The organism is Bacillus sp. BP-3 (assembly GCF_028401955.1).
GTDB lineage: Bacteria > Bacillota > Bacilli > Bacillales > Bacillaceae_G > Bacillus_A.
Map to the genome: position 1 here is coordinate 228,185 of NZ_JAQOTJ010000003.1, position 24,769 is coordinate 252,953.

Consider the following 24,769-nt stretch of genomic DNA (forward strand, 5'->3'; position numbering starts at 1 on the left):
AGACTAAGCAAAAAGTTTGGATAATATTTTCACTCAAGTATTGTACGAGAAAATAATATGGAAGTTTCCTTTATAAAATATAGGGAATGTGAAAGTGAGTGATTTTTTATGAAAGATTGGGAGGTTGGTGATTCCGTACCACTACTTACTAGAGATAGCTGTCAAATATGGTGGGCGCGAATTACAGACATACAACCATGGCATTATGACTTATTAAATGAAACAGAACGAGAAAGAGCAAATTTATTTCATCATTCCCATGATCAAGCAAGGTTTATTATTGGATGTGTGATTAGTAGATTAGTATTAGGTGTGCAGATTCAGATGTTGCCGTATCAAGTCCCAATAGACCGTACCTGTTCTAATTGCAAACTACCACATGGACGGCCACAATTACCTAATGGAATGCCGCATTTTTCTGTATCGCATTCAGGCGAAATAGTAGGAGTTGCATTTACTGCGTCAACACCTGTGGGGTTTGATGTAGAACAATTGAAACCAAAGCTTGACGTGGCGACAATGTCTGAAGGAGTACTAACGGATCTAGAATTCGCTCAAATTAAAAAGTTAACAATAGAAGAGCAAGTAAAAGGATTTTTAATATATTGGACAAGAAAAGAGTCACTTTTAAAAGCAACAGGAGAGGGGCTTACTATTCAACCTTCTAATGTTAGTGTGTCTAGTCCAGCCTCTTCTCCTCAGTTACTTTTATTTAAGAATAAACCAGAACTTGTAGAAAGTACTTCAATGATAGATTTGTATCCAGAAACCGATTATGTCGCAGCTCTTTCTATACTAAGTAAAGATGTAAAAGAAATTAGACAGTTTCATGCAAAGCAACTTTTAGATAAAAATCAGAACATGACTGTATCCTATTAGAATAAGTTGGTTTTGATAACCGTTATTTCATTATTTATAAAAGAGGTGTTTGTTATGTTGGTTATAGAGAGTGTAAAAAGAGAATCCAGTAATAGTAGATCAACTAAAATAATAAAAGATCTACTATTCTCTAACAATGAATCAACTAAAGTACTGTTAGAAAAAATACTGAAGGATACTGTTCAGACACATATAGTTGAACAAGATATGATTGAGAGAAAGTTCATTCCGAAAGAAGCAAGGAATTTTTTTGATATCAATGGGACATTTCTTTATAGATTATCTTCAATTCATTATAACGGGAAAGTACTATCTGAGAGTGTGGCTTTTGTTGATGCAGCTCTTTTACATGAAAGCCTTACAGAAAAATTAGAAGCAAGAAATATGTTCATTGAAAATATCATACAACGAATACAAGCACGAAGAAATATTTTATATCAAGGTTATCAACCTTCCGGAAATATTCTTGAGTTATGTAACGGATTTTCACTGGAATCTAATATATTCCCTACAATAAAATATCAAGTCGTGCAAAATTCTAAATGTACTTTTTATATTTGTGAAGTATTCCATTTAGACAATATACATAGCGCAGTATACGGAAATTTGTGAATCTTATAAAAAGAAAATTTTCATCCATGGAAGAAAATACATGAAAATAGATAGAGGGAGTGGTTTACAAATGGGTAATCAATCATTAGAACAATTACGTAGCGAAATGGATGAAATTAATTTGCAATTATTACACTTATTAAATAAGCGAGGTACAGTTGTTCAGCGAATGGGACAGCAAAAGAAACGACAAGGCATGAAACGTTTCGATCCAGTTCGTGAACGTGAAGTACTTGATATGATTGCAGAGCATAATGAAGGACCATTTGAAACATCTACAGTGCAACATATTTTCAAAATGATTTTTAAGGCGAGCTTAGAACTACAAGAAAATGATAATCGTAAAGCATTGCTGGTTTCGCGTAAAAAGAAACAAGAAAATACGATTGTTGATATTAAAGGTGAATTGTTAGGTAGCGGCATACAAACGTTCATTATGGGGCCTTGTGCAGTAGAAAGCTTAGACCAAGCTCGTCAAGTCGCAAAGGCAATGAAGGAACAAGGAGTTACATTAATGCGCGGCGGTGCATTCAAACCGAGAACATCTCCTTATGATTTCCAAGGATTGGGAGTAGAAGGGCTGCAAATTTTACGCCAAGCAGCAGACGAATTTGATTTAGCGATTATTAGTGAAATTTTAAATCCAAATGATGTGGAAATGGCACTTGATTATGTGGATGTGATTCAAGTAGGTACTCGTAATATGCAAAACTTCGATTTACTAAGAACGGTTGGAAAAGTGAATAAACCTGTATTACTAAAGCGCGGTTTAGCAGCGACAATTGATGAATTTGTAAATGCAGCTGAGTACATTATTGCTCAAGGAAATGATCAAATTATTTTATGTGAGCGTGGTATTCGTACATACGAGAGAGCAACGCGTAATACATTGGATATTTCTTCCGTACCGATTTTAAAGAAAGAAACGCATTTACCAGTTGTAGTGGATGTAACGCATTCAACAGGAAGAAAAGACTTATTATTACCAACTGCGAAAGCAGCATTAGCAATTGGTGCAGATGCTGTTATGGCAGAAGTGCATCCAGATCCGGCGGTTGCGTTATCAGATTCTGCGCAGCAAATGGATATTTCGGAGTTTCATGCATTCATGTACGAGTTAACCAATTTTAAGAATAAGTTATTGTAGTTAATAAAAATAGAGGTAATTGTGTAAATAACACAAAAGGGGAAATAAAATGAGGTATATAACAGCTGGTGAATCACACGGTCCGCAGTTGACAGTAATTTTAGAAGGTGTTCCTGCAGGTCTATCTTTAACTGCAGAAGATATAAATAAAGAGTTATTAAGACGCCAAAAGGGCTATGGCCGCGGAAGACGGATGCAAATTGAAACGGATACTGTGGAAATTGTAAGCGGCGTGCGTCATGGCTATACTCTTGGTTCACCGATTACATTGGTTGTGAAAAATGATGATTTCAAACATTGGACAAAAGTCATGGGTACACATCCGATTCCGGAGCAAGAAAGTAAAGAAATGAAACGAACGATTACAAAACCACGTCCAGGGCATGCGGATTTAAATGGAGCAATTAAGTATGGTCATCGTGATATACGCAATGTATTAGAACGCTCTTCTGCAAGGGAGACAACTGTGAGAGTAGCCGCAGGGGCTGTTGCGAAACAGATTTTAACCGCGTTAGGAGTAAATATTGCAGGGCATGTCCTTGAAATTGGTGGTGTAAAAGCGAAGCAAGTTCTTGGAAAATCATTAGAAGAGATGCAACTGATTTCAGAACATTCGCCTGTTCGCTGCTTAGATCACGAAGCAGCGAAAGCAATAATGGAAGCAATTGATGCAGCGAAAAGTAATGGAGATTCTATAGGTGGCATCGTGGAAGTGGTTGCGGAAGGAATGCCGATTGGCGTTGGTAGTTACGTTCATTATGACCGGAAACTAGATGCAAGGTTAGCGGCGGCTGTCATGAGTATGAATGCATTTAAAGGTGTTGAAATTGGCATTGGTTTTGAAGCAGCAAGGCGACCAGGAAGTGCTGTACATGATGAGATTTTGTGGGATGACGAAATGGGTTACACGCGAAAAACGAATAACGCTGGTGGATTAGAAGGCGGAATGACAACAGGAATGCCGATTGTTGTTAGGGGTGTGATGAAACCAATTCCTACATTATATAAACCACTAGCAAGTGTAGATATTGATACGAAGGAAGTATTTCAAGCAAGTATTGAACGTTCAGATAGCTGTGCAGTACCAGCAGCGAGTGTAGTGACAGAAGCAGTTGTCGCTTGGGAACTGGCTGATGCATTAGTAGAACAATTTGGACAAGATCGTATGGAGCTGATAAAGAACAATATTGCTCAGCATAAGAAGTATGCGAAAGAATTTTAAATGAAACAATAAAAGTCGCTATTTCTATTTTTAAGAGATAGTGACTTTTATTGTTTCATGAATTAAATAAGATGTAGATAATCTAAAATGTTTTTTCCGATTAAAAAGAGAGTTACTGCGATAAATAATATTCTGACATACGATACACCTTTTTTAATCGCGAAGTTGGATCCTACAAGAGCTCCTAAAATCATAGCAATCCCCATCGGAATTCCATATGAAAAATTCACAATATCTAAGTATAAAAACATGATGAGAGCGGCAATGTTACTACCAAAATTAAGAACTTTTGCATTACCGGCTGACTGAATAAAATCAAACCCAATCATTAAAAAGGAAAATAGCAAAAACGAACCAGTTCCAGCCCCAAAGAATCCGTCATAAAATCCAATAATAAATACTGTTACCGCAAAGGCTGCTCCTCTTTTCCAGTTCATTCCTTCATATGTAGAATCTTTTCCCCAATCTTTTTTCAAAATTGTATAGATAGCAACTGTAATTAGTAATACTAGCACTAATGGTTTTAATACTTGTGAGGAAATATGCTTTACCACATATGCACCAAAAAACGAACCAATTACAGTCAAAGGGAATAATTTAGATACAAGCCGAAAATTAACTTTACCTGATTTAATAAATGATATTGTACTTGTTAAAGCTCCCATTGAACTAGCTAATTTATTCGTAGCAATTGCTGTTGAAGGTGGCAATCCTGTAAATAGTAAGGCCGGTATAGAAATCAAACCACCACCTCCAACTACTGAATCGATGAATGCAGCTAAAAAACCAGATAGTACTAAAAAAGCTAGTGTGTATAAGTTTAAATCTTCCATAGTAACTACTCCTAAAATAGTATTTTGTTATTAAAGAAAGGTTCTAATTATTAGTCACTATTAAAGTAGTGACTAAATATATGTTAGCAAAATCATAAGTATTTGTGAATAAAAAATTCGAAAATAATGACTAATAAGGAAAGTTGAGAAATCAAATTTAATTAGATGTTAGCAATTGATAACGAAATAGAAATCATTTACTAAAATGTTTTTTAACGATACTATTAGCTTTAGTAGTTAAATATTTAACGTTATTTTAAACGCTTATATAGGAAGGTTATTATGGAAAAAATCTTACAAAAAGTTCAATCGCTAGGTTTTAATCAATACGAAGCGAAAGCGTATGTAGCCCTTGTATATTTAGGGGCATCAAGCGCTTATCAAATAAGTAAACAATCAGGTGTTCCTCGTGCTCGGATATATGAAGTGTTAGAAGGATTAGAAAAAATGGGTGTGGTGATGAAAGAAGAAGTAAATGAAGCTACACAATATTCTCCTTTGCCTGTTGATGTATTTCTAGAATCAATTAAACAAAAATGGGAAGATACATATACATCTGTACAACAAGAATTAAAAGCAGTTGAAAGTCAAAGGCCAAAAACTGATCCGCGTGTTATAACGATAAAGGGAGAAGAAACGATACTTTCATTTTGTCGCATTCTACTTCGCCGAGCTCAAAACAGAATTATAATATCTATGTGGAGGACAATGTATGAAAAGCTTGAAGATGACTTACAAGAGATGCAAAAAACTTGTAGTCTAAAGGGAATTGTTTTTCAAGTTGAGAATCCATTGCCAAATTTAGTAATTCATCGTAAGACCGATTATATAGATAACATCGGAGAAAAAAAGTGGTTTATTATTTCTATTGATGGCAAAGAAATGATTTACGGTCACCCTGTAGAACAAAATGAAAATACCTTTTATACAGATGACCCTGTACATGTGTCACTATTAGAAAATTACATATGGCATGATGTATTAGTGAATCGATTAATGCAAGAAAGTAAAGAGAATTTACAACCTTGGATTTCTGCAGAAAGAGAAAAGTTTTTTAATTAATGATTTCCACATATTACTCGATAAAATGTAGAGATCCTATAGAAATGTTTACGGAGATCGCTTAACGTTTATTATAAGCGGTCTTTTTTAGTATACATTTTGTAAGTGAATAACATTAAAATACCTCATCTTTTTTTCTTCCACATAATTTCTTGTAATTTCCTTTCATTTTATGTTCGAAATTTTAAAAAAGTCTCTGAAATTGATAAGCTATAAACTTCGCACTTCAAATAAAATTTTTTATAGTTATTGCGAGAGAAAAAATTTTCTCAAACGTTATATAGAGTGTAAAAGCTTTTACAAAAATGTAAGGAGAGTTGTTACATGAAGTCTAATGATACAAATTTTATACGGCGATTACAGCGACAAAAAGAAGACGCACTCGAATTCATAGTCGATATGTATTTACCGCTAATAAAAGGAATTACTTATAAAATCCTTGCTCCACTTGAAAATAAAGGAGTCATAGAAGAATGTATAAATGATGTATTTTTGTCCATTTGGAACAATTCGAAAAAGTTTCATGGAGATCAAACTGATTTTAAGAAATGGATTTGCGCGATTGCGAAATTTAAAGCGATTGATTATTATCGAAAGGCTGCAAACAATATAGAACTTCCTCAAAATTATATGGATTTGAATGCAGAAAAGTCACCTGAAGATGAACTGATTTTAATAGAAGACCGAAATGAACTCATAAAGTTAATGAATCAGTTAGAGCCAATCGATAGAGAGATTTTTATTATGAAGTTTTTTCTAGGTTTAAAAACGGAAGATATAGCACAAAAATTTGGTTTAACTAGAGCAGCTGTAGATAATCGGATTTATCGGGGGAAAAAGAAACTGCATAAAACTGCTACAAATCTTAATTTGGGAGGTAGTGTAGTATGAAAGATATTTATGAATTGTTAAATGATGTAGATATAGATGAAACGGAATTTAAAGAAATGGAAGTAAGTGAACTTGAAAAGGCAAAGGTGAAACGCACTTTAAAACAATCTATACATAAGAAGAAATATACAAAAAGTTGGAAAGTAAAAATCGTTGCAGCTACAATTATTGTTGGTTTATCAGCTACTACTTTTGGATTAGCATTTCCTACTTATGCAGGGAGTTTACCTATAATGGGTGATATTTTTCGCTTTTTAGATAATGGGAGAACAGGTCTTTACGGTGGTTATAAAGAGTTTTCAACTGAAATGAATATGACAAAAGAAAGTAAAGATATTAAAGTTACTATTAATGATGCGGTTTTTGATGGGAAAACAACAACATTTACATATTCTATAGAAAGTGAACAAGACTTAGGGGATAAACCTGTTGTATTCGATAATTTAAATTTAGTGGGGGCAGATGGAATGACAGGAAGTTCTCAAATTTCAAAAGTTGCTGAAAAGAAGTATGTAGGCTTGGTAACGGCTACTCATCAAAATCCAAAGAAAAAAGATTCTATAAATGTAAGATGGAATGTAGAAGGTATAAAAATTTCAGATCAGGAGAAAGAAATTAAAGGAAATTGGAATTTCGCTTTTAATTTAAAAGCAATAGATAATAATGAGAAGTCGATTAACGGTAGTGTAGAAAAAGATGGTGTAAAAGTAAATATGGAGAAGTTAACAATAACACCGATGTCATTCATTGTTTACTACAACCAAGAAGTTTCTAAAGAAGTTAGAAAGAAATGGGATGATGTGGATATAGAGTTAGAAATTAAAGATGACTTAGGAAATCAATATTCGGGGGAAGGAAACGGAGGAACTGGTAAAGATCCATATAATATTAGCTGGAGTAAAACGTTTCAAAAGCTTGATAAAAATGCAACTAAACTAATCATAACCCCTCATGTTAATTTACGAATTCATACTCCTGATAATCATGGAGGAGTAGAAATGACAGGAGGAAAAGAAAAGAAAATCTCAGTGCCAGAAAAATCTGGTGGAGAGAAGAATTTTGTTTTAGAAGATATAGTGATTGATTTAAAGAAATAACAATATTCTATGAACATTTTAGCGTATTTTTCCATAAAAATGTAGCATAACTAAACGTAAGTAATTACACATTTGATATGTTAACAATTTTAAGGGGGAAATAGCGCATGGCATTTTTATGGTCATTAATTGTTGGCGGTATTTTAGGTTGGTTTGCAAGCTTAATTATCGGAAGAGATGTTCCTGGTGGTGTAATTGGTAATATTATTGCGGGGATCATTGGATCCTGGATTGGTACATCGCTTCTTGGTAAATTCGGCCCTGTGATTGGCGGCTTTTCAATTGTCCCAGCCTTAATTGGTTCCATTATTCTTATTTTTATCGTTAGCTTTTTGCTTCGGATGATGAAAAAGTAAAGTAGGAGGACTGTTTACTAGTGTAAGCAATCCTTTTTCGTTAATTTTGTGTTATATTCATAAATCTGTTATGCTAAGGGCATAACATTTGGAGGTGTCAACATGAAAGAATTTACAGTTAATTTTCATCAAGAAGATAATGCAAAAGCAACGACTGTTTATAAATTAAATGAAGATGATTTTAATAAAGCTACAGAAGGCGGTACGCGTCATCTGTTTGATTTAGATACAAACGTAGGTTTTTTTGTTTTCTTCGATGCAGAAGATGCTGAAGGTAATGAGCAATATTTAATGCTTCAATATGAAGGGGATCATGAAGAACCAAGCGCGTGCTACGGTTTTGATTTAAAACTATTTTATCAATTTGTAGCTCTGTATTTAAATGATCTTGAATTCCAAGGTGAAACAGATGAAGAAGAGGAAGAATACGGTCCAATTCATCATTTGGCACATTTACTTTATCACATCGTAGAAGACGGAAAAGAGATTGAAGCTTAATTACATAAGAAAGGCTGCCCATTATGCGGACAGCCTTTTTGTTTTGTCTTGTTTTAGAATATAAGTTATAAAGAGATACTGACATGTGCCGCCGATGATAAGAAAAACGGCACACATATTAAACAAGAAACTCCCGCTAAAATGTTGTAATAATAACGCTCCAGCTGCTGGACCGAGCATTCGTGAAATATCCCAGTGCGTACCGTAAATCGAAAAATATATGCCTCGCATATGTTCTGGTGCTAATTCAGAAACGAAACGTAACAAATGATTTAAAGCGATACTTTCTCCTATTGTTAAAATTAGTAGTGTAAAAAATAGTAACCATAATGTATTGGAGTAGCCGTAGCCAATCGCGGCAATCGTATAGCAAATATAAGAAATAACAATAATTTTTTGCATAGAAAATTTCTCTGCCCATTTTACGACTCCTACTTGCAAAACAATCTCCATAATGCCTTTACAAGTAGCCATAAATGTAAAAACAAACATAAAATTAGTGAATAGTTCCTTTTCGGCATATAGTCGATAGTTTGTTTCCATTTGCGCATAGAAAAAACTGATAGGTAGCATAAAAATCATAAGCCCAAACACACTATAATGTCGCGATAGAAAATGTCTCCAATTCGTAGGTGTAGTTTTTTGTTCATCATGTTGGAAAAGTGGAGCTGTTTCGGGAAGTTGTGTCCATACAAGAACTGAATAGAGAAATAAAGCAGTAGCTTCTAAGATAAAAAGAATAATTGGATTATCATTGTAGAATAGATATCCAAGTGCAGGACCAACGATTGTTCCGACTGCCCCAACCGTTTGAATGAGAGCAAATACTTCAGCTTGCTTTTCTTTCTCTGTTACATCTACAATTTGCGCTCGCTGTGCAGGGATATAAAGAGAACGCCCTAGACCATTCATAATGTAAAAGAGAGCAAAGAGTATAACGGATTCGGCGAAAATAAAACCAGTCATAGCACATGCTTGTAAGAGTAGTCCAGTTAGAATAATTCTTTTTCGTCCATATCGATCTGTTATGCTGCCGCCAAAAAGTGTAAAGAGAATTTCACTAAGCGGTTGTAGACCAAAAAGTAACATAGTAAACAAGGCGTTTCCATTTAATGCTTTGTTTACATATAAGATAAAAATAAGTGCGAGCATTGCTCCGGTTATACTTGTTAATAGTTCTCCAAATAACCGAATCCATATTGGTTTACTGTAACGTTTTGCAAATGTCATCATTTCATTCTCTCCTTTCTATATGGAAATTTTATGATAGAAAGGAAAGAGGAAAAAGAGTAGAATGGAGCAAAGAAATTTTTCATCTTTTAGGGGGATATGCATGGTAATTTTGGATCATTACATACAGCTTTGGCTTCAGTATGCAAAAGGGAGAAATCTTGGGGACAACATAGAAATATCGCTGCAAGACATTTCAAAATCATTATATTGTACAGATCGAAATAGTAAATTCACAATAAAAAAACTAGAAGAAATGCAATGGATTTGTTGGTTTCCAGGACGGGGAAGAGGAAATCGATCGAAAATCGCTTTTTTACAAGATCCTGCATCGCTTATTTATGAAAAAGGAAAAGCATTAGTAAAACAAGGCGAAATCAAAAGTGGAAAAGCATTTATTCAAACATATGCAAAACATTTCCCTTACATATTAAAACAATTCCAAACATGGATTGACACACTTTTTGGATACCACATTGAACAGTCACCTCAAGGAAGAATTGATGTTTTACGTTTAAACATGCGCATACGGCCAATTACATGTTTAGATCCGATGTATGTGACACTCCGTTCTGAGTGCCACATTGTTAAGCACGTTTGTGATACGCTTGTTCATTATAATGAATTGACAAATGAAATTGAACCTCGCCTTGCTTTCTATTGGGAATACAATCATACACATAATATATGGACATTTTATCTCCGTAAAGGCGTTCATTTTCATAATCAAAAAACGTTTACTGCACAAGATGTTAAGTATACTTTCAATCGTTTTTTAAGTACAAAAGATAATCCTTATCGATGGATGCTGCAAGATATTAAAAGTATACATATCGTAAGTGAATATACAATCGAAATTCACTTGCAAAGAGAAAATGAATTATTTTTACATATTTTAGGGGGGGGACATTGTTCTATTGTTTCGGAATCATATGTAACAGAGAATAATGCATGCCTATTAAATGGAACAGGTCCATTCAAACTTGTTAAAAATGATGATGCACTTCTTATTTTGGAAGTAAATCCTTTATATTTTCGTGAACGCCCATTTCTTGATCGTATTGAACTATGGTACTCACAAGATTTAAGCAGTTATAGTGGTTATGAGGTATTATTAGGTTCTTTACAGCATGATAGAAAGAATGTTCAAAAAGAAACGTCTCAATTAGAAGCGAATGTAACATACATAACACTCAATACAAAAAAACAAGGTCCCATGCAACATATAGCTTTTAGGCAAGCTGTACAACAAATTATCAATGGCAAGAAAATATTAAATGATTTAAGAGGGGAACGAGAAGAAGTAGCAACGAATTTGTTATTAGGGAAAACAATCGAAATAAATAAAGAAAGTTCAATTAAAGAGTTATTGAGAATTAGTGGATATAGTGGGGAAACATTATATTTATATACTTTTCAAGAGCAAGATCACGTTGAGGATTCACATTGGATTCGAAGGGAATGTGCTAAGTATGGAATTAAGATAGAACTATCTTTTTTAGATGCACATGAACTTCTTACACTTCGAACAATAGAAGAAGCTGATTTGATTCATGATAGTGCTACAATAAGCGAGCACACTGAATTAAGCTATCTATATTTACTACTAACGACAAATAGTTTTCTTCATCAGCATAGTTCTTTCAATTTAAATGAAAAGTTGAAACGTGTATTTAAGGAACAAAATCAGAGTGTACGAATGCAATTGTTAGGGGAAACAGAACAGGAGCTCTTAGAAAATATTCATATCATTCCTTTGTATCGTAACAATATGACGATACATACGCATGAGACAATACAAAATGTAGAAATTAATTCCCAGGGCTGGATTAATTTTTATCATATTTGGTTTAAACATACACATAACGTAACAATGTAGTAAAACAAAGTACTCATAACCCATCATTTCTTCGAACGTTATACGATGAAATGATGGGTTTATTCTTTAATATAGGGAGGATAAATCTATACTAGTGATAGCGCTTATTATAGTTTGTTTTTCATAAAGATAGGAAAACACTCCTTCACAGTGCAACAATGTTATGTTACACTGAATAAAAAGAAGGGAGAGCAAAATTTTGAGCCAGGACTTAATTTCGAAAAAAGATTTGTTAGATCTTACAGGGATTTCCTATGGTCAGCTATATAGGTGGAAAAGAAAAAACTTAATACCCGAAGATTGGTTTGTGCGAAAATCAACGTTTACAGGGCAGGAAACGTTTTTTCCGAAAGAAAAGATTTTAGATAGAATAGAAAAAATACAGACGATGAAAGAAAATTTGTCTCTTGATGATTTGGCTGACATGTTCTCACCAAATGTGAATGAGGTTTGTTTAACAAAGGAAGGAATTATACAACGTGGAATCGCTTCAGAGTCAGTAGTTAATTTCTTTATAGAACAAAATCAAGAAATGGCTGAATTTCATTTTGCAAAAATCCTTTTTATTTATATTTTAGAAAAGGTGCTTCAGTCTGGAGAGATTAGCCTTGAAGAAGGAAAAATGATGTTACATGTTTTAAATGAGCACTATGAAATGATGAAGAATAAACAGGGTGAACTTATTTTCATTCGAAAATTAGGTATTTCAACATGTTTCTTACTTTCGAATGTAGAGGATTTATATTTTGATCAAGGTACGAAAATCGTTTTACGTTTACCTTTAATGATTTGTACAGAAGAATTAAAAACAAAGTTATTATGATGGAGGGAAAATAGTGAAAACAGATGACTTGTTAATTAATGGATATGGAACGTCGAATGGAGGACAGTTTCGCAATGTACAATTAAATGGAAAAGGGACTGTAAATGGGGATGTAGAATGTGTGGATTTTGAATGTAATGGTTCTGGTCATGTAAATGGAGATATAAAAGCTGAGACAGTAAAAATAAGCGGTTCTGGAAAGATAAATGGAAAACTAGATGCCATGCAAATGAGCATTGAAGGCAGCGGCAATATACAACAGGATGTGGATGTAAGGAAAATAAAAATTTCTGGCAAAGGAACAATTGGAGGACATGTATCTGGTGAGGACATGAATGTTAGCGGTAAAGCAATCATTGATGGGAATTGTGAAGTAGATACATTCAAATCAGAAGGACAATTTATCGTGGGTGGCTTATTGAGTGCAGATGATATTTTTATTGATATGCACGGAGAATGTAAAGCAAAAGAAATAGGTGGTCAAACGATTAACATAAAATATAGGAAATCCGCTTTAAGTTGGCTCTTTGAAACAATGTTTACTACTCGGATGGAAACAGAGTTAATAGAAGGGGACAATATTATAGTTGAGTATACAAATACGAAAACGATTCGAGGTAACAATGTTACGGTTGGCCCCAATTGTGAAATTAATCTTATTGAATATACAGGAGTTTGTACAATCGATGAAAACGCTAACGTAAAAGAAAGTCGAAAAATTTAAATTTTTAATAGAAAGGGAAAGATAGCATGAAAGAACAGTATAACCTTAGTTTAAGTGGTTCTGGTAATTCATCGGGTGGTATCTACAAAAATGTCAAAATTCGCGGAGAAGGAACGATTTTGGATGATATTGATTGCGATGTGTTTAAGACGTATGGAGCGAGCGAAGTGCAAGGAAATGCAAAAGCACATACGGTAACTGTGTTTGGAGAAACGAAAATTCGTAGAGATTTGCATTCAGAAAATGTGAAGATTAACGGTAATCTTGAAGTTGGTGGTTCGGCAGAAGTGAAACGTACAAAAGTACGAGGGATGTTTGACATTGGTGGAAATTTTACTGGCGAAGAGGTCGATGTAACGGGTGGAATAAATGTGAAAGGAAATTTAGAAGCAGAGAATTTCATATTAAATGGCGGTTTTACAATTACAGGTATGCTGAATGCTGGAAATATTAATATCATTATAAGGTATGAGCACAGCAATGTAGAAGAAATAGGCGGCGAGAAAATTACAGTTCGAAAAAAATCATCGTTCTTTCCTTTCTCGAAACACGGAGGATATCTTCAGGCCAATGTAATCGAAGGAGATGAAATTTATCTTGAATATACAAAAGCTGATGTTATTCGAGGTAACAATGTTACGATTGGTCCAGGGTGTGAAGTCGGAGTAGTGGAATATCACGAAACTTACAAAAATGCGAATCAATCACTTGTGAAAGAATATAAACAAATATAGTGGAATACGGAAAACTATGATTTAAGAACCGTTTTTTCGTGTATTATCTCAATAAAGAAATCGATGAAAAACACTCCCTTCATTTGAAGAGAGTGTTTTTATTATTAATGATTCAGAAACCTAAACTGAAATTATTCTTCGATAATTTCGTATTCTTCATCTGCTAATAATAAAATTTGTAACTTCTTACCTTTATTATGTACTTCTATTACATCATATGTTCCTAATTTTTTCATTTTATTTGCTGAAGCATTTACCATTCCTTCAACAGAGTCGATTAAAATATCTTCTTCAACGTAGGATTCAGGTAAAGACATATCTTCAGTTTCTAATACACATGCATATAAATTTTCTAAATCAGTAGCTGATGGGTTTAATTCCTCAACATCAATAATATTTTTTATTGCATCTACATGTTCTTCTTTCGGTTGATATACTTTAATTTTAGCCATATTCTATTCTCCTTTATTTCTTAATCTAAGAGGCTATATATTATTATAACGTTTTTTATGAAAAACATGAAATAGTAATATGAATGTAAGTGAAGAAATAATATTTTTATCCCGCATTAACGGGCAGTAAAAGTCCGATTGGTGAGGGCTTTCCATCAGTGGGAGATGAAAAAGTTCTCCACTGATGGAAGTTTCACTTTATTCGATTTTTTATTTATACTTGAGAAAAAAGTCATTGTTACTTCTTTGTGTGAATACAATATAGTAGAAACATGATATATAATATTTTTCACTTTCTTAATCTTTGTATTACATATATAATTTAGAAGAGACGAATCCGACTGTTTATTTATAAAAGAATTGAGGTTTACAAACAATGACAATAAAAATTATTACAGATAGTGCGGCGGATTTACCGAAGGAGCTGCTCCATACTTATGATATAGAGGTTATTCCTCTTCGTGTATATGATGAACAAGAAAATGAATTTATTGACGGGGTAACACTAGATCCAATTGACTTACTTCGAAATATGAGAGAGGGAAAAATATATAGAACATCTTTACCTTCTTTAGAAAAAATCCAAGAGGTATTTACTACATACGCAAAACAAGATGTCGCATGTATTTATTTAGCTTTTTCTTCTGAGCTCTCTGGCACATATCAATCCTCTGTTCTTGTAAAAGAGGAAGTAAAAGAAAACTACCCTAATTTATCTTTAGAAATTATTGATACAAAATGTGTATCAACTGGTCAAGGATTAATCGTAGTAGAAGCTGCAAAAATGGCACAAGGCGGAGCTACTAAAGAGGAAATATTAAACCGTATTGCTTTTATGGCTAATCATATGGAGCACATATTTACGGTTGCGGATTTACAATATTTGGTTCGTGGTGGGCGGTTAAGTAAAGTAGCAGGGTTTATAGGTGGCTTATTAAATATTAAGCCTATTTTAAATGTAGAAGATGGAAAACTTATTCCGCTTGAGAAAATACGCGGCCGGAAGAAAGTATTTCAGCGTATAGTAGATATTATGGAAACAAGGGGTAAAGACCTTGGGAATCAAACAATTGGAATTTCGCACGGCGATGATTTAGAAAGTGTAAACATTTTAACAGAAATGATTGCCGAAAAATTTGGATGCAAAGTATTTGTAGTAAATTCGATTGGTGCGGCTGTTGGAGCCCATGCTGGTCCGGGAACATTAGCTATCTTTTTCTTAAATGAAATATAAGAAGGAAAAAGTCTCTTAAAATAAGAGGCTTTTTCTTTTTTGTTAATAACAGTTATTCATACAACTGTTTCGTTTTTTGGATCATATGTACTTTGGAAAATGAAATCCCTTATGTAGTGATAATAGATATACGTAATATTTTTAAGGACAAAACATTGATTTTAATATATAATTTTTATACATTAAATATTGTTATTTAGACGTTTAAAATTTATTTTAAGGATGTATACTCATGAAAAACATTGATTTTATTCTTGAAAGTGATGAGGTATTAAAGCCCTCAGAACGACTTATTTTATTACTATTAGAAAAACATAGAATACTATATACAAATGATTTACTTGTATTATCGAATTTATCGTATAAAACATTAGTGGATTCTCTAACAACACTCGTTATGAAATCTTATATAATTAAGGAAACTGGAAAAGGACGCAATCAAAATAGATATAGTTTAATATAAAAACATTATTGTAAACTAAAAGAGGGAGAGTTATAAATATACTCTTCCTCTTTTAATGTTAAAATTCATCATCACTAATTAAATTCCCAGCGTCATGATCTTTCATTAATCGTTGCTTCAAATAATTCTCTTTCGTTGTTCTATCATCTTTATGCCCAACAGCTGCCGCAATGATATGCGGTGGTAATTGTTTATAGTCATATAGGTATTGAACATAAAAATGGCGAAAGAAGTGTGGGGTTATTTTTTCATTTTTTGTAAACGATAAACATGTTTCTTTTATAATTTTGGTAATGTATTGTGACAGGTAATTTTCTTTATATTCTGTGTTATTTTTTGTTTGAAAAATTGTACCACCATGCTTGATTCCTAGCTCAATTGGCAAACGGCGCCGTATTCGAAAAGAAATGATTCGTTCAAACACAGCTTTATTAATGGGTACGATTCGTTCAGAATCTCCCTTTGTATTTACATAAAGATAATAACGATTGCGTAATGAATCATATTCTAAATCTTCCCATTTTGCATGCGCAATTTCGGCAACACGTAATCCAGTTGTTGCTAATATGGAAAGCAGGGCATAATTGATAGGATTATTTTTATAATAGGAAAGCAATTGTTTTACTTCTTCGTAAGATAACTCTCTTCTTGGTTTATGTTTTTTCGTTATCGTTGTACTTAGTATATCAATGTACAAAGGCTCTTTAATATATTCAATTTCATATAACCACTTTAGAAAAGAACGTGTAATGCGTAATTTTCTACTTATTGTTGATGGCTTATAGGTTTCATTTGATTGATAGGAAATAGCTTCTTCAGCAAGCCATTTTTGATAATTACGAATATGTCGTTTTCGTAAATTGATCCAAACTTTACCTTCTATGAAATGTTCCACATCCATTTGTAAAAATTCCATATGCTCTTTAATAAAAAAATAAAATTGTGATAAATCTCTAGAATAAAGAAGACGAGAGGTATCTTTTACTCGTCTTTCTTTATCAAAATGCGTTTGTCGATTTAAATAATAGTACAAAATTTCTTCATCAGAAAAACCGTCGTATGAGTATGTATGCTGACGTTCATTTTGCTCTTTTCGATTTTCAGCTTCTTTTATAAAATCTTCGTTCCATATTGCAATCGTATTTGCAAATTTTTCATTATTACTTTTATTATATAATAACGAATATTGATTATGAATTGGTATAAAATTAAATTTCATATTATATCAAATCCTTATTTGTTTCATTTATAGTAAGAATAAAAGAAAATAAAATATATCTAATATTTATTTTAAAGTGCATTTAAATAAAATACAATATTAATTCTTAACCATAGAAAATCACACATTTTCTATGGTTAAGAATCTATTTGTAAATATTAATTTTTATAAGTTGAATTAAAAAATATAAAATTTAATTTAAATATAAAAAGAGTTCACGTCTGTTGATACTATAATTATAGTTTTGTGTTTATATGTGTTATAATAAGTTTATATTGTATAAAATTTATCTTTTAAGTTCAATTATATTTAGTTTTGATTAGAAAGGATTTATCTTTATGTACGATCATACATACGAACAATATATGGATACAAATGAGGTAAAAGAATATTTACGGATTTCAAATTTCACATTTAAGAAATTAATGAAAGAACATAAATTAACGCCAATTAATAAAGACACGTGGCGATTAGACGGAAGTTTTTTGTTTCGAAAAAATGAGGTTACTACATTACAATCTCAGTTACGTATAGAAGGAATTACGTTAAACCAAGCAAGTAAACAGTTTCATGTTAGTATGTATCAATTATGGAAATGGATTGAAGAAGGGGAGTTATCCTATACAATTCAAATGCATAGAAATAAAGAAACAAAGTTTGTACAAGAAGAAGATGTAAAGAGTTTGGCTGAAAAATTAGATGATACCAATAGCCTTTATACATATTCTCGAAAATATAATGTTGTTTTATTTCAAAAATTTATACATGGGAATACAATTGCACGCATAACCTCTATTCCAAAAAGGGGAGATATTATCGTAACAGATGAATTTGGAAATGAGATGACATTGCAGCAGGCAAAAGAAGGGGGCTTTTTTGCAGCATACCAGTTATCAGATAAGCCGAGAAGCCACCATCAAAAATTTGTGAAGTTTCGCTTTTTGAAAACACACAATTTACGAAGCGATATTTTTCAGCGAATGGATTTCTTATTGCAATATGTATCACCAAGAAACATTCGAATTTCAGAAGAACACAATTTTTGGATTGTTGAAATTCGCCAATCACTTATTCAAGTTCCTATGCAAATTCAACAAGAGTGGATCGATTCTCTTATGCCATACATAATAGAAGGGAAATTAGTAAAACGTCCTAATAATAGTATTTACTTAGATAGTAATAGTGTTACGAAAAGTATTGTACTTTCTTCATCAGAGTATCAATCTATCTCAAATATTGTAAATGAAGAAAAGATCTCAATAGAGGAATTTATTACTTCAGCGATTCGAGAAAAATTAGATCGTTATATAATAAAATACTAAAAGACTTATTATGTTACAGATAAGTCTTTTTTTATACAAAAATACCCAAAACCTCTTAAAAATGACCCTTCAGATTCCTTTTTAAGAGAAGATAATGTATAGAGTAATACGATAAGATTCAATCCCTATAAAAATTCGTAAATGACCTTATAGAACCCTCAAATTAATTCGTTACCTTTAAAACCACAAGAAGTTTACATAATAATTTTATGTATTAGAAGATTGTATAAAATAGCAAAGAATAGATAACATTTTCTTATACATCTTGAAAATGATAATGTAATGTGATTATTTTGCAAACTCGTTTATTATGGATGATATAAATGGAGGATAGCTATGGAAATTCAGATTGTATTATTTGATGGATTTGACGAATTAGATGCGATAGGACCTTATGAAGTATTAAAACGGGCAAATGAGTTTGGAGCGAATTTCGATGTAAAAATGGTTTCATTACATTTGAAGTCGGTGACTGGATTTTATGGTTTAAAAGTTGAAGTGAATCAATTTCTTAGTGAAGACAACTGTCCAGATATTTTAATTGTACCAGGTGGTGGATGGAACCATAAAGGTGAGAAAGGAGCACGGATAGAAGCAGATAAAGGTGTATTACCTAAATGGATTGCTAAGTTTTATGAGAAAGGATCTATCATTGCTGGTGTTTGTACCGGAGGAATGTTAATGGCTGTTTCAGGCATAACAGTAGGACGGAAAATAACGATGCATCATCTTGCGCAAAAAGAACTGGCATCATACGGCTGTGAAGTACTAGGTGCTAGAATTGTTGATGATCATGACATTATTACTGCAAGAGGAGTAACATCCGGCGTTGATTTAGCTCTATGGATTATTGAACGTTTTGTAGGTTCTGAAGTAGCGTATTCCGTTGAAAGAAGACTGGAATATGAAAAAAGAGGTACTGTATGGCGAAGAACATAATTTAAATTTGCAGAAGAAAAAAAGTAAATTTTTAAGGGAATCGGCATTTTATAATGAAGTGCTGATTTTTTATTTATACAGCTATTCATCGGCTACAAAATAAAAAAATGAGAAATATAGCTTTCTATATGTAAAAACAAATGATATAATTTCAATCAAAGTGTAATAATACACTTTGATTGAAAGGGGAGGATAAATTGAAAAGAGGTAAGTTGATAATTTCTCTAGTGATATACACAAGCTTATTAACGGTTTCTATACATACATATACAAAACAACTAGCTCAACCTGTTATAGCAGACGCAGGACGATTACTTCCGACAAAAGTTAAACGAATAGAGAGCGTTCAAGATGAAAAGAAGTTACAACAATTGGTTCGGGACACAAACACTTCAAATGAAAAACTCTCTATTGCTGGGATGCAGCATACGCAAGGGGGGCATACATATTATCCAAATAGCACTGTTTTAGATATGAAGAGTTACAATAAAATATTGGACTTCAATCCAAAGCAAAAAAGAATTAGGGTGCAGAGCGGTGCAACGTGGAATGATATTCAAAAGGTAATTAATCCATATGGTCTTGCGATTCAAGTCATGCAATCACAAAATATCTTCACGATAGGTGGTTCTTTAAGTGCAAATGTACATGGGCGGGATATTCGGCATGATGCACTTATAGATACAGTGGATTCATTTCGATTATTAATGGCAGACGGCAATATTAAAAATGTAAGTCGAAATGAAAATACGGAATTATTCTCTCTTGTAATAGGTGGATACGGTTTATTTGGAGTTATTCTAGATGTTACATTAAATTTAACAGAAGATGAACTATATCAAATACGAACTAAAACAATAAACTATCATGATTATACTTCTTATTTCAAGAAACATGTTGAAGGTGACGAGAGAGTGCGTATGCATTTAGCTCGTATTTCTGTTGCACGAGATTCATTTTTACGGGAAATGTATGTGACGAATTACGTTCTTGTTACGAATCAAGAAAAGCGAGAACAATATAGTACTTTAAAAGAAGAGACAAATGTTGCTCTGCCAAAGTTTTTTCTTGGATTATCAAGATATAGTGACAGGGGAAAAACTTTGTTTTGGAACATCCAAAAGAAATACTTTGAACATGCGAATGGATCTTATGAAACTCGAAATAACGTCATGAGATCAGATAGTGCCTTTATGGAGTATGAAAATCCGAATCAAATAGAAATTTTACAAGAGTATTTTATTCCAGTTGATCACTTTTCACCGTATATAGATGATTTAAGAAATGTACTAGAACAAGAAGAACCTAATGTTCTGAATATTACAATTCGATATGTAACAAAAAATGAAAATGCGGTTTTATCCTATGCGAAAGAAGATATGTTTGCTCTTGTACTTCTTATCAATCAAGGACGTTCTGAAGACGAAATAAAAAAAACAAAAAAGGTAATTCAGAAGATGATAAACGTTACTTTACAGCATGATGGAAGCTACTATTTGCCGTATTATCATTATCCAGACAAGCAGCAGTTTCAAAAAGCTTATTCACGTTCAAATGAGTTTTTTCAAAAAAAGAGGAAATATGACCCACAAGAACGGTTTGTTAATTTATTTTACAAGGAGTATGGTCAATGACATATAGAAGATTTGTAGTTTCACAAAGTCTCATTATGATGGCAGGGGGTATGGTGTTTCCTTTTTATGTATTACTACTAAGAAGCGTAGGAAACAGCTTTTCACAATTTGGCCGGGCATATGGTTTATTTGCATTAACATCAGCACTTGCCTATCCTCTAATTGGGAAAATCTCTGATCGGTTTGGTGATAAAAAACTGTTAATCGTATATTCATGGTCAATGGCTGTTTTAATGCTATGTTTTCCGATCGCTACAGAAGTTTGGCATGTATATATTTTACAAATTTTAATGGGATTGTTAGGGGCTATACAGAAAAATGCAGAAAAAACATCGCTTGCACGAAAGGTAGAGCGTCAAGAAGCTGGATATGAAATTGGAAAATATCACGTCTGGACATCTTTAGGGGCAGCGATAGCTATTATTTTAACAGGATATTTAGTTGATTTTTTAACGATTGGAACAATTTTTTATATCGCTTCTATTCTATATATGATAAGTGGTATCGTACTTTGGAGGACAAACAGCGAAACCACCTATAACCGATAACACTTGTTATCGGTTATAGGTGGTTTACAATGGTTTAATTCACATTTAAATGCTGTAAAAATAACGTAGCTGATACGTAGCGCTTCGCTAATCTTTGTACATAAGCAGTATGAACAGATAACGTTGCAATAACAATTGTATTTCGAATGGCTTCGCGTTGTTCCATGTTTATATGCTCAATTTTAGCTGCCAACTGATCGGCATGTTCTTTAATTGTTTGTTCAATAGTATAAATCGTATTCGTTGTATTGAATTGAATGTAACCTCGTTGATTCAATTTTTCAAATAGAGAAGAGTAAAAAACGTATAATTGTATAGGGTTAATTAAATCATCAGTGCGATCTGCAGGGTCATTCACGATAAGCTTTAATAACTTTCGAATGGAGTCAAAATCGAGCGCTGTTTTTAAATCTTCTACAATAAATAATAAGGCCGCTTGTTCAATTGAATATTTTTTCCCCTTTTGCGGAGAACCGATCATTTCTTTTATATCACGTTTCACCCAATTTTGCAGTGCCGTAACAGAAAAGTTAGTATTTTCAATTTGATTCCCAAGAGCTACAATTTCATTTAAAGAGAATCCAATATCTGTTTCTTCTATTTTAATAAGCTTTTCGAAAATGGGTGCTAGTGCAGTTGTAATAATAGCTGTAAAACTTTGGCCGTTCTCAATATCTTCTTTATGTGACTTTGCCCAGGCTTCTTGTAAAATTGCAAGAGGCTTTTTTGTATTCCATCCTCTAAGAGAAAGAAGGAGCATCGCCATTTCGTTTCGTGTGAGATGAAATGTTTCCATCTTTTCACCTCCAATAATATAAAAGTTCTTATGAACTTATATTATGCATTGTTCTATATAAAGTCAATTGTATTTTCATGATTGTTCGTGTGGTTAATCAAGTTAATAATTTTAATAAATATCTCTTGATTATTCTAAAAAAAGTTCATATAATAGGTTCATAAGAACTTTTTAATTAACTTTAAAAAATATCTATCTTTTTCATGATTTAATAGAAGGATAGATATGATATATATAATAGAAGGAGAATGAATTGTATATGTTAAAAAAAATAGTTACAATATTGACAGCATTTATGTTTGTCTTTGCTGCAGGTAGTTTCATTTCAGTAGATAGCGCTTATGCAAAAAGCTATAAATCTGGTAAAAAATCATATACTCCAAGTTCAAGTCAAACACAAAAATCAAAGGTAGATTTGAATAAAAAAGATTCTAATGTAAATGCAAATAAAACAACAGATTCAAAAACAAAAGCAACAAATACAGCACCAAAAAGTAATAAAGGTAGCTTTATGAAAGGTCTTTTACTTGGTGGTCTTGGTGGTTTATTAATGGGTAGCTTATTTGGTCACATGGGAGCTCTTGGTTCTATATTAGCATTTATGGTGAATATGCTAGTAATGGCTGGAATTGTAATGTTAGCAGTTCGCGCATTTAAATACTTTAAAAATCAACGTAAAAAACAGGTGGAAGAAGCAGCATGGAAACGATAAAAATATCTGAACAAGAGCTGATTAACGCACTTTGTGTATATATTGCACAAAAACGTCAAGTTGCTCCGGAACAAGTGTCGGTGGAACTAATGTACGATGACGATTATGGTTTCTCAGCTGAAGTAGAAGTAAACGGCCGTCAGCAAATTTTAATTCAAGCAAATTTAATTGAGGCACTTCGCTTATGGCTTGATATGGAATATAACATTAATCCATTTGCTGCAAGATTACAGCTTGAGTTACATGATGAAGAAGGTATTATCGCGCTTGTGAATTTAAATAATTCTTATGAGTAATATAAAAATAGCTGCTGAGACATAACAATCTCAGCAGCTATTTTTTGTTAGTAAAAGAACATAAAAGTTATATTGATTAAAGATGCCCTATAAGGAACTCATAGAAGTATGCGGAGTTGCAGGAGCAGCGGCTACGGATGAGTCAAACTGTTATACTTGTGCAGGAATGCATGGAAGAATTGTGTTAACAATAATATTAATAAAACACCTTGATTAAGAAGGTGTTTTATTAATATCTATAGATTGAATAAAGGTATCTACTATTTTATTAAAGTTGTCAGCTTCTTCTAAAAATGGACAATGGCAGCTATCTTCAAAAATGATAAGCTGAGAGTTTTGAAGATTCGTGTGTAAATGTTCGCCTGCTGCAACCGGAATGAGCTTTTCTTCTCTGCCGAAACAAAGTAAAGTAGGGATGGTAATTTGAGCTAGGTAGTCTCGATAATCCACAACAGACTGGTCAAACAAAATAGCACTTGCGACAGATTCTGGGATAGTTGTCACTTCTTTTAATATCCACTCAAAATCATCTTTAGAAAGAGGATTTTTGAACATTAATGATATAAATTCTTTCAAGAAGTTAACTCGATTCATTTGTATTTCTCGCATAATATGAATAAGGGCTGGAAGATCAAAAGCCCCAATTGGAAAGTCAGTCCATTTGAAATCAGAAGCTAGTTCATCTACGATAACAGAAGCTTTCACGTTACTTTCACCAAATTGTTTTAAATATTCCCAAACAACAAATGCACCCATAGACCAGCCAACTAATACAACGTTTTCAAGAGATAATTTTTCGATAAAAGCATGTAAATCACGAGCATAGTTTGCAATGGTATGCCCAGATTGAACGTGTGAAGAACGGCCATGACTTCGCAAATCTAGTGAAATCGCGCGGTGATTTTCACTAAAATACGGTAGCTGTTTATGAAAAAAGCGGCTGCTCATCCAAACTCCATGTACGAATATAATTGGGGTTCCTCGGCCTAGGTCTTCATAATATATATTCGCATCATTATCAAGTTTGATATAAGGCATGTTCGTAAACCTCCTTTTTACAGAAAAAATAAGTTTATATATTCGAAAATATGCTTTATTTCAGCTGTGTATTCAAAGATTCTAAAAAAATACCATCGCCTTTTTTACAAAATAGTCATATATATCGGT

27 protein-coding genes are annotated in these 24,769 nt (G+C 32.8%); 21 read left to right on the forward strand and 6 right to left on the reverse strand.

Annotated elements, in window-relative coordinates:
- The first annotated feature begins 108 nt into the window (after window positions 1-108).
- The 4 genes from PLX19_RS06560 to aroC all read left to right on the forward strand — a co-directional run bounded on the left by PLX19_RS06560 (window position 109) and on the right by aroC (window position 3,860).
- On the forward strand, window positions 109-879 hold the full coding sequence (locus PLX19_RS06560; protein WP_272187699.1) for a 4'-phosphopantetheinyl transferase family protein: 771 nt from the start codon (window positions 109-111) through the stop codon (window positions 877-879).
- 54 nt (window positions 880-933) lie between these two features.
- Complete coding sequence (locus tag PLX19_RS06565) at window positions 934-1,491, forward strand: cold-shock protein (RefSeq protein WP_272187700.1); 558 nt, start codon at window positions 934-936, stop codon at window positions 1,489-1,491.
- A gap of 70 nt (window positions 1,492-1,561) precedes the next feature.
- Complete coding sequence (locus tag PLX19_RS06570) at window positions 1,562-2,638, forward strand: bifunctional 3-deoxy-7-phosphoheptulonate synthase/chorismate mutase (protein WP_272187929.1); 1,077 nt, start codon at window positions 1,562-1,564, stop codon at window positions 2,636-2,638.
- A 49-nt stretch (window positions 2,639-2,687) separates the two neighbouring features.
- Entirely contained in the window at window positions 2,688-3,860 is a 1,173-nt protein-coding gene (gene aroC / locus PLX19_RS06575) for a chorismate synthase (protein ID WP_272187701.1), read from the forward strand.
- Between the two features lie 62 nt (window positions 3,861-3,922).
- Here aroC and PLX19_RS06580 read toward each other — a convergent pair whose 3' ends face one another.
- Entirely contained in the window at window positions 3,923-4,693 is a 771-nt protein-coding gene (locus PLX19_RS06580) for a sulfite exporter TauE/SafE family protein (protein ID WP_272187702.1), read from the reverse strand.
- Window positions 4,694-4,975: 282 nt separating this feature from the next.
- Here PLX19_RS06580 and PLX19_RS06585 point away from each other — a divergent pair, with 282 nt between their 5' ends.
- The 5 genes from PLX19_RS06585 to PLX19_RS06605 all read left to right on the forward strand — a co-directional run bounded on the left by PLX19_RS06585 (window position 4,976) and on the right by PLX19_RS06605 (window position 8,597).
- Complete coding sequence (locus PLX19_RS06585; protein WP_272187704.1) at window positions 4,976-5,755, forward strand: TrmB family transcriptional regulator; 780 nt, start codon at window positions 4,976-4,978, stop codon at window positions 5,753-5,755.
- Window positions 5,756-6,079: 324 nt separating this feature from the next.
- Window positions 6,080-6,646, forward strand: a complete 567-nt coding sequence (locus PLX19_RS06590) for a sigma-70 family RNA polymerase sigma factor (RefSeq protein ID WP_272187705.1) — start codon at window positions 6,080-6,082, stop codon at window positions 6,644-6,646.
- A complete protein-coding gene (locus tag PLX19_RS06595) occupies window positions 6,643-7,743 on the forward strand; it encodes a DUF4179 domain-containing protein (protein WP_272187706.1) in 1,101 nt (366 codons plus the stop codon). Before PLX19_RS06590 ends, PLX19_RS06595 begins: the two co-directional genes overlap by 4 nt.
- Before the next feature lie 107 nt (window positions 7,744-7,850).
- A complete protein-coding gene (locus PLX19_RS06600; protein WP_272187707.1) occupies window positions 7,851-8,099 on the forward strand; it encodes a GlsB/YeaQ/YmgE family stress response membrane protein in 249 nt (82 codons plus the stop codon).
- A gap of 102 nt (window positions 8,100-8,201) precedes the next feature.
- The gene (locus tag PLX19_RS06605) at window positions 8,202-8,597 is read left to right on the forward strand and encodes a cytosolic protein (RefSeq protein WP_272187708.1); all 396 of its coding nucleotides are present in this window, start codon (window positions 8,202-8,204) and stop codon (window positions 8,595-8,597) included.
- A 21-nt stretch (window positions 8,598-8,618) separates the two neighbouring features.
- On the opposite strand, the gene PLX19_RS06610 is transcribed toward PLX19_RS06605, so the two are convergent.
- A complete protein-coding gene (locus tag PLX19_RS06610; protein ID WP_272187709.1) occupies window positions 8,619-9,830 on the reverse strand; it encodes an MDR family MFS transporter in 1,212 nt (403 codons plus the stop codon).
- A gap of 61 nt (window positions 9,831-9,891) precedes the next feature.
- On the opposite strand from PLX19_RS06610, the gene PLX19_RS06615 reads away from it, so the two are divergent.
- The 4 genes from PLX19_RS06615 to PLX19_RS06630 all read left to right on the forward strand — a co-directional run bounded on the left by PLX19_RS06615 (window position 9,892) and on the right by PLX19_RS06630 (window position 13,987).
- Window positions 9,892-11,706 carry an ABC transporter substrate-binding protein gene (locus tag PLX19_RS06615; RefSeq protein ID WP_442869030.1) on the forward strand — a complete coding sequence of 605 codons (1,815 nt, stop codon included), beginning with the start codon at window positions 9,892-9,894 and terminating at the stop codon, window positions 11,704-11,706.
- A gap of 199 nt (window positions 11,707-11,905) precedes the next feature.
- Window positions 11,906-12,529 carry a YhbD family protein gene (locus tag PLX19_RS06620; RefSeq protein ID WP_272187711.1) on the forward strand — a complete coding sequence of 208 codons (624 nt, stop codon included), beginning with the start codon at window positions 11,906-11,908 and terminating at the stop codon, window positions 12,527-12,529.
- A gap of 13 nt (window positions 12,530-12,542) precedes the next feature.
- On the forward strand, window positions 12,543-13,253 hold the full coding sequence (locus tag PLX19_RS06625) for a polymer-forming cytoskeletal protein (protein ID WP_272187713.1): 711 nt from the start codon (window positions 12,543-12,545) through the stop codon (window positions 13,251-13,253).
- A gap of 26 nt (window positions 13,254-13,279) precedes the next feature.
- On the forward strand, window positions 13,280-13,987 hold the full coding sequence (locus PLX19_RS06630) for a cytoplasmic protein (RefSeq protein ID WP_272187714.1): 708 nt from the start codon (window positions 13,280-13,282) through the stop codon (window positions 13,985-13,987).
- A gap of 131 nt (window positions 13,988-14,118) precedes the next feature.
- On the opposite strand, the gene PLX19_RS06635 is transcribed toward PLX19_RS06630, so the two are convergent.
- A complete protein-coding gene (locus PLX19_RS06635) occupies window positions 14,119-14,439 on the reverse strand; it encodes a hypothetical protein (RefSeq protein ID WP_272187715.1) in 321 nt (106 codons plus the stop codon).
- Between the two features lie 376 nt (window positions 14,440-14,815).
- Between PLX19_RS06635 and PLX19_RS06640 the strand changes: the two genes are divergently transcribed.
- Both PLX19_RS06640 and PLX19_RS06645 read left to right on the forward strand, forming a co-directional pair.
- Window positions 14,816-15,673, forward strand: coding sequence for a DegV family protein (locus tag PLX19_RS06640; protein WP_272187716.1), 858 nt, complete (start codon window positions 14,816-14,818; stop codon window positions 15,671-15,673).
- Window positions 15,674-15,905: 232 nt separating this feature from the next.
- A complete protein-coding gene (locus PLX19_RS06645) occupies window positions 15,906-16,136 on the forward strand; it encodes a hypothetical protein (RefSeq protein ID WP_272187717.1) in 231 nt (76 codons plus the stop codon).
- Between the two features lie 58 nt (window positions 16,137-16,194).
- On the opposite strand, the gene PLX19_RS06650 is transcribed toward PLX19_RS06645, so the two are convergent.
- Complete coding sequence (locus PLX19_RS06650; protein ID WP_272187718.1) at window positions 16,195-17,355, reverse strand: tyrosine-type recombinase/integrase; 1,161 nt, start codon at window positions 17,353-17,355, stop codon at window positions 16,195-16,197.
- Window positions 17,356-17,693: 338 nt separating this feature from the next.
- Between PLX19_RS06650 and PLX19_RS06655 the strand changes: the two genes are divergently transcribed.
- The 4 genes from PLX19_RS06655 to PLX19_RS06670 all read left to right on the forward strand — a co-directional run bounded on the left by PLX19_RS06655 (window position 17,694) and on the right by PLX19_RS06670 (window position 21,798).
- The gene (locus PLX19_RS06655; protein WP_272187719.1) at window positions 17,694-18,677 is read left to right on the forward strand and encodes a DNA-binding protein; all 984 of its coding nucleotides are present in this window, start codon (window positions 17,694-17,696) and stop codon (window positions 18,675-18,677) included.
- A 336-nt stretch (window positions 18,678-19,013) separates the two neighbouring features.
- On the forward strand, window positions 19,014-19,616 hold the full coding sequence (locus PLX19_RS06660; RefSeq protein WP_272187720.1) for a DJ-1/PfpI family protein: 603 nt from the start codon (window positions 19,014-19,016) through the stop codon (window positions 19,614-19,616).
- Window positions 19,617-19,813: 197 nt separating this feature from the next.
- The gene (locus tag PLX19_RS06665) at window positions 19,814-21,250 is read left to right on the forward strand and encodes an FAD-binding oxidoreductase (protein ID WP_272187721.1); all 1,437 of its coding nucleotides are present in this window, start codon (window positions 19,814-19,816) and stop codon (window positions 21,248-21,250) included.
- On the forward strand, window positions 21,247-21,798 hold the full coding sequence (locus tag PLX19_RS06670; RefSeq protein WP_272187723.1) for an MFS transporter: 552 nt from the start codon (window positions 21,247-21,249) through the stop codon (window positions 21,796-21,798). Before PLX19_RS06665 ends, PLX19_RS06670 begins: the two co-directional genes overlap by 4 nt.
- Before the next feature lie 34 nt (window positions 21,799-21,832).
- Here PLX19_RS06670 and PLX19_RS06675 read toward each other — a convergent pair whose 3' ends face one another.
- Window positions 21,833-22,594 carry a DUF1836 domain-containing protein gene (locus PLX19_RS06675; protein ID WP_272187724.1) on the reverse strand — a complete coding sequence of 254 codons (762 nt, stop codon included), beginning with the start codon at window positions 22,592-22,594 and terminating at the stop codon, window positions 21,833-21,835.
- Between the two features lie 259 nt (window positions 22,595-22,853).
- Here PLX19_RS06675 and PLX19_RS06680 point away from each other — a divergent pair, with 259 nt between their 5' ends.
- Entirely contained in the window at window positions 22,854-23,306 is a 453-nt protein-coding gene (locus PLX19_RS06680; protein ID WP_272187725.1) for a hypothetical protein, read from the forward strand.
- Window positions 23,294-23,602, forward strand: coding sequence for a YxcD family protein (locus PLX19_RS06685; RefSeq protein WP_272187726.1), 309 nt, complete (start codon window positions 23,294-23,296; stop codon window positions 23,600-23,602). Before PLX19_RS06680 ends, PLX19_RS06685 begins: the two co-directional genes overlap by 13 nt.
- 213 nt (window positions 23,603-23,815) lie before the next feature.
- On the opposite strand, the gene PLX19_RS06690 is transcribed toward PLX19_RS06685, so the two are convergent.
- Window positions 23,816-24,640 (reverse strand): alpha/beta fold hydrolase, encoded by an 825-nt coding sequence (locus tag PLX19_RS06690; protein ID WP_272187727.1) that lies wholly within the window; start codon window positions 24,638-24,640, stop codon window positions 23,816-23,818.
- Between the last annotated feature and the right edge of the window lie 129 nt (window positions 24,641-24,769).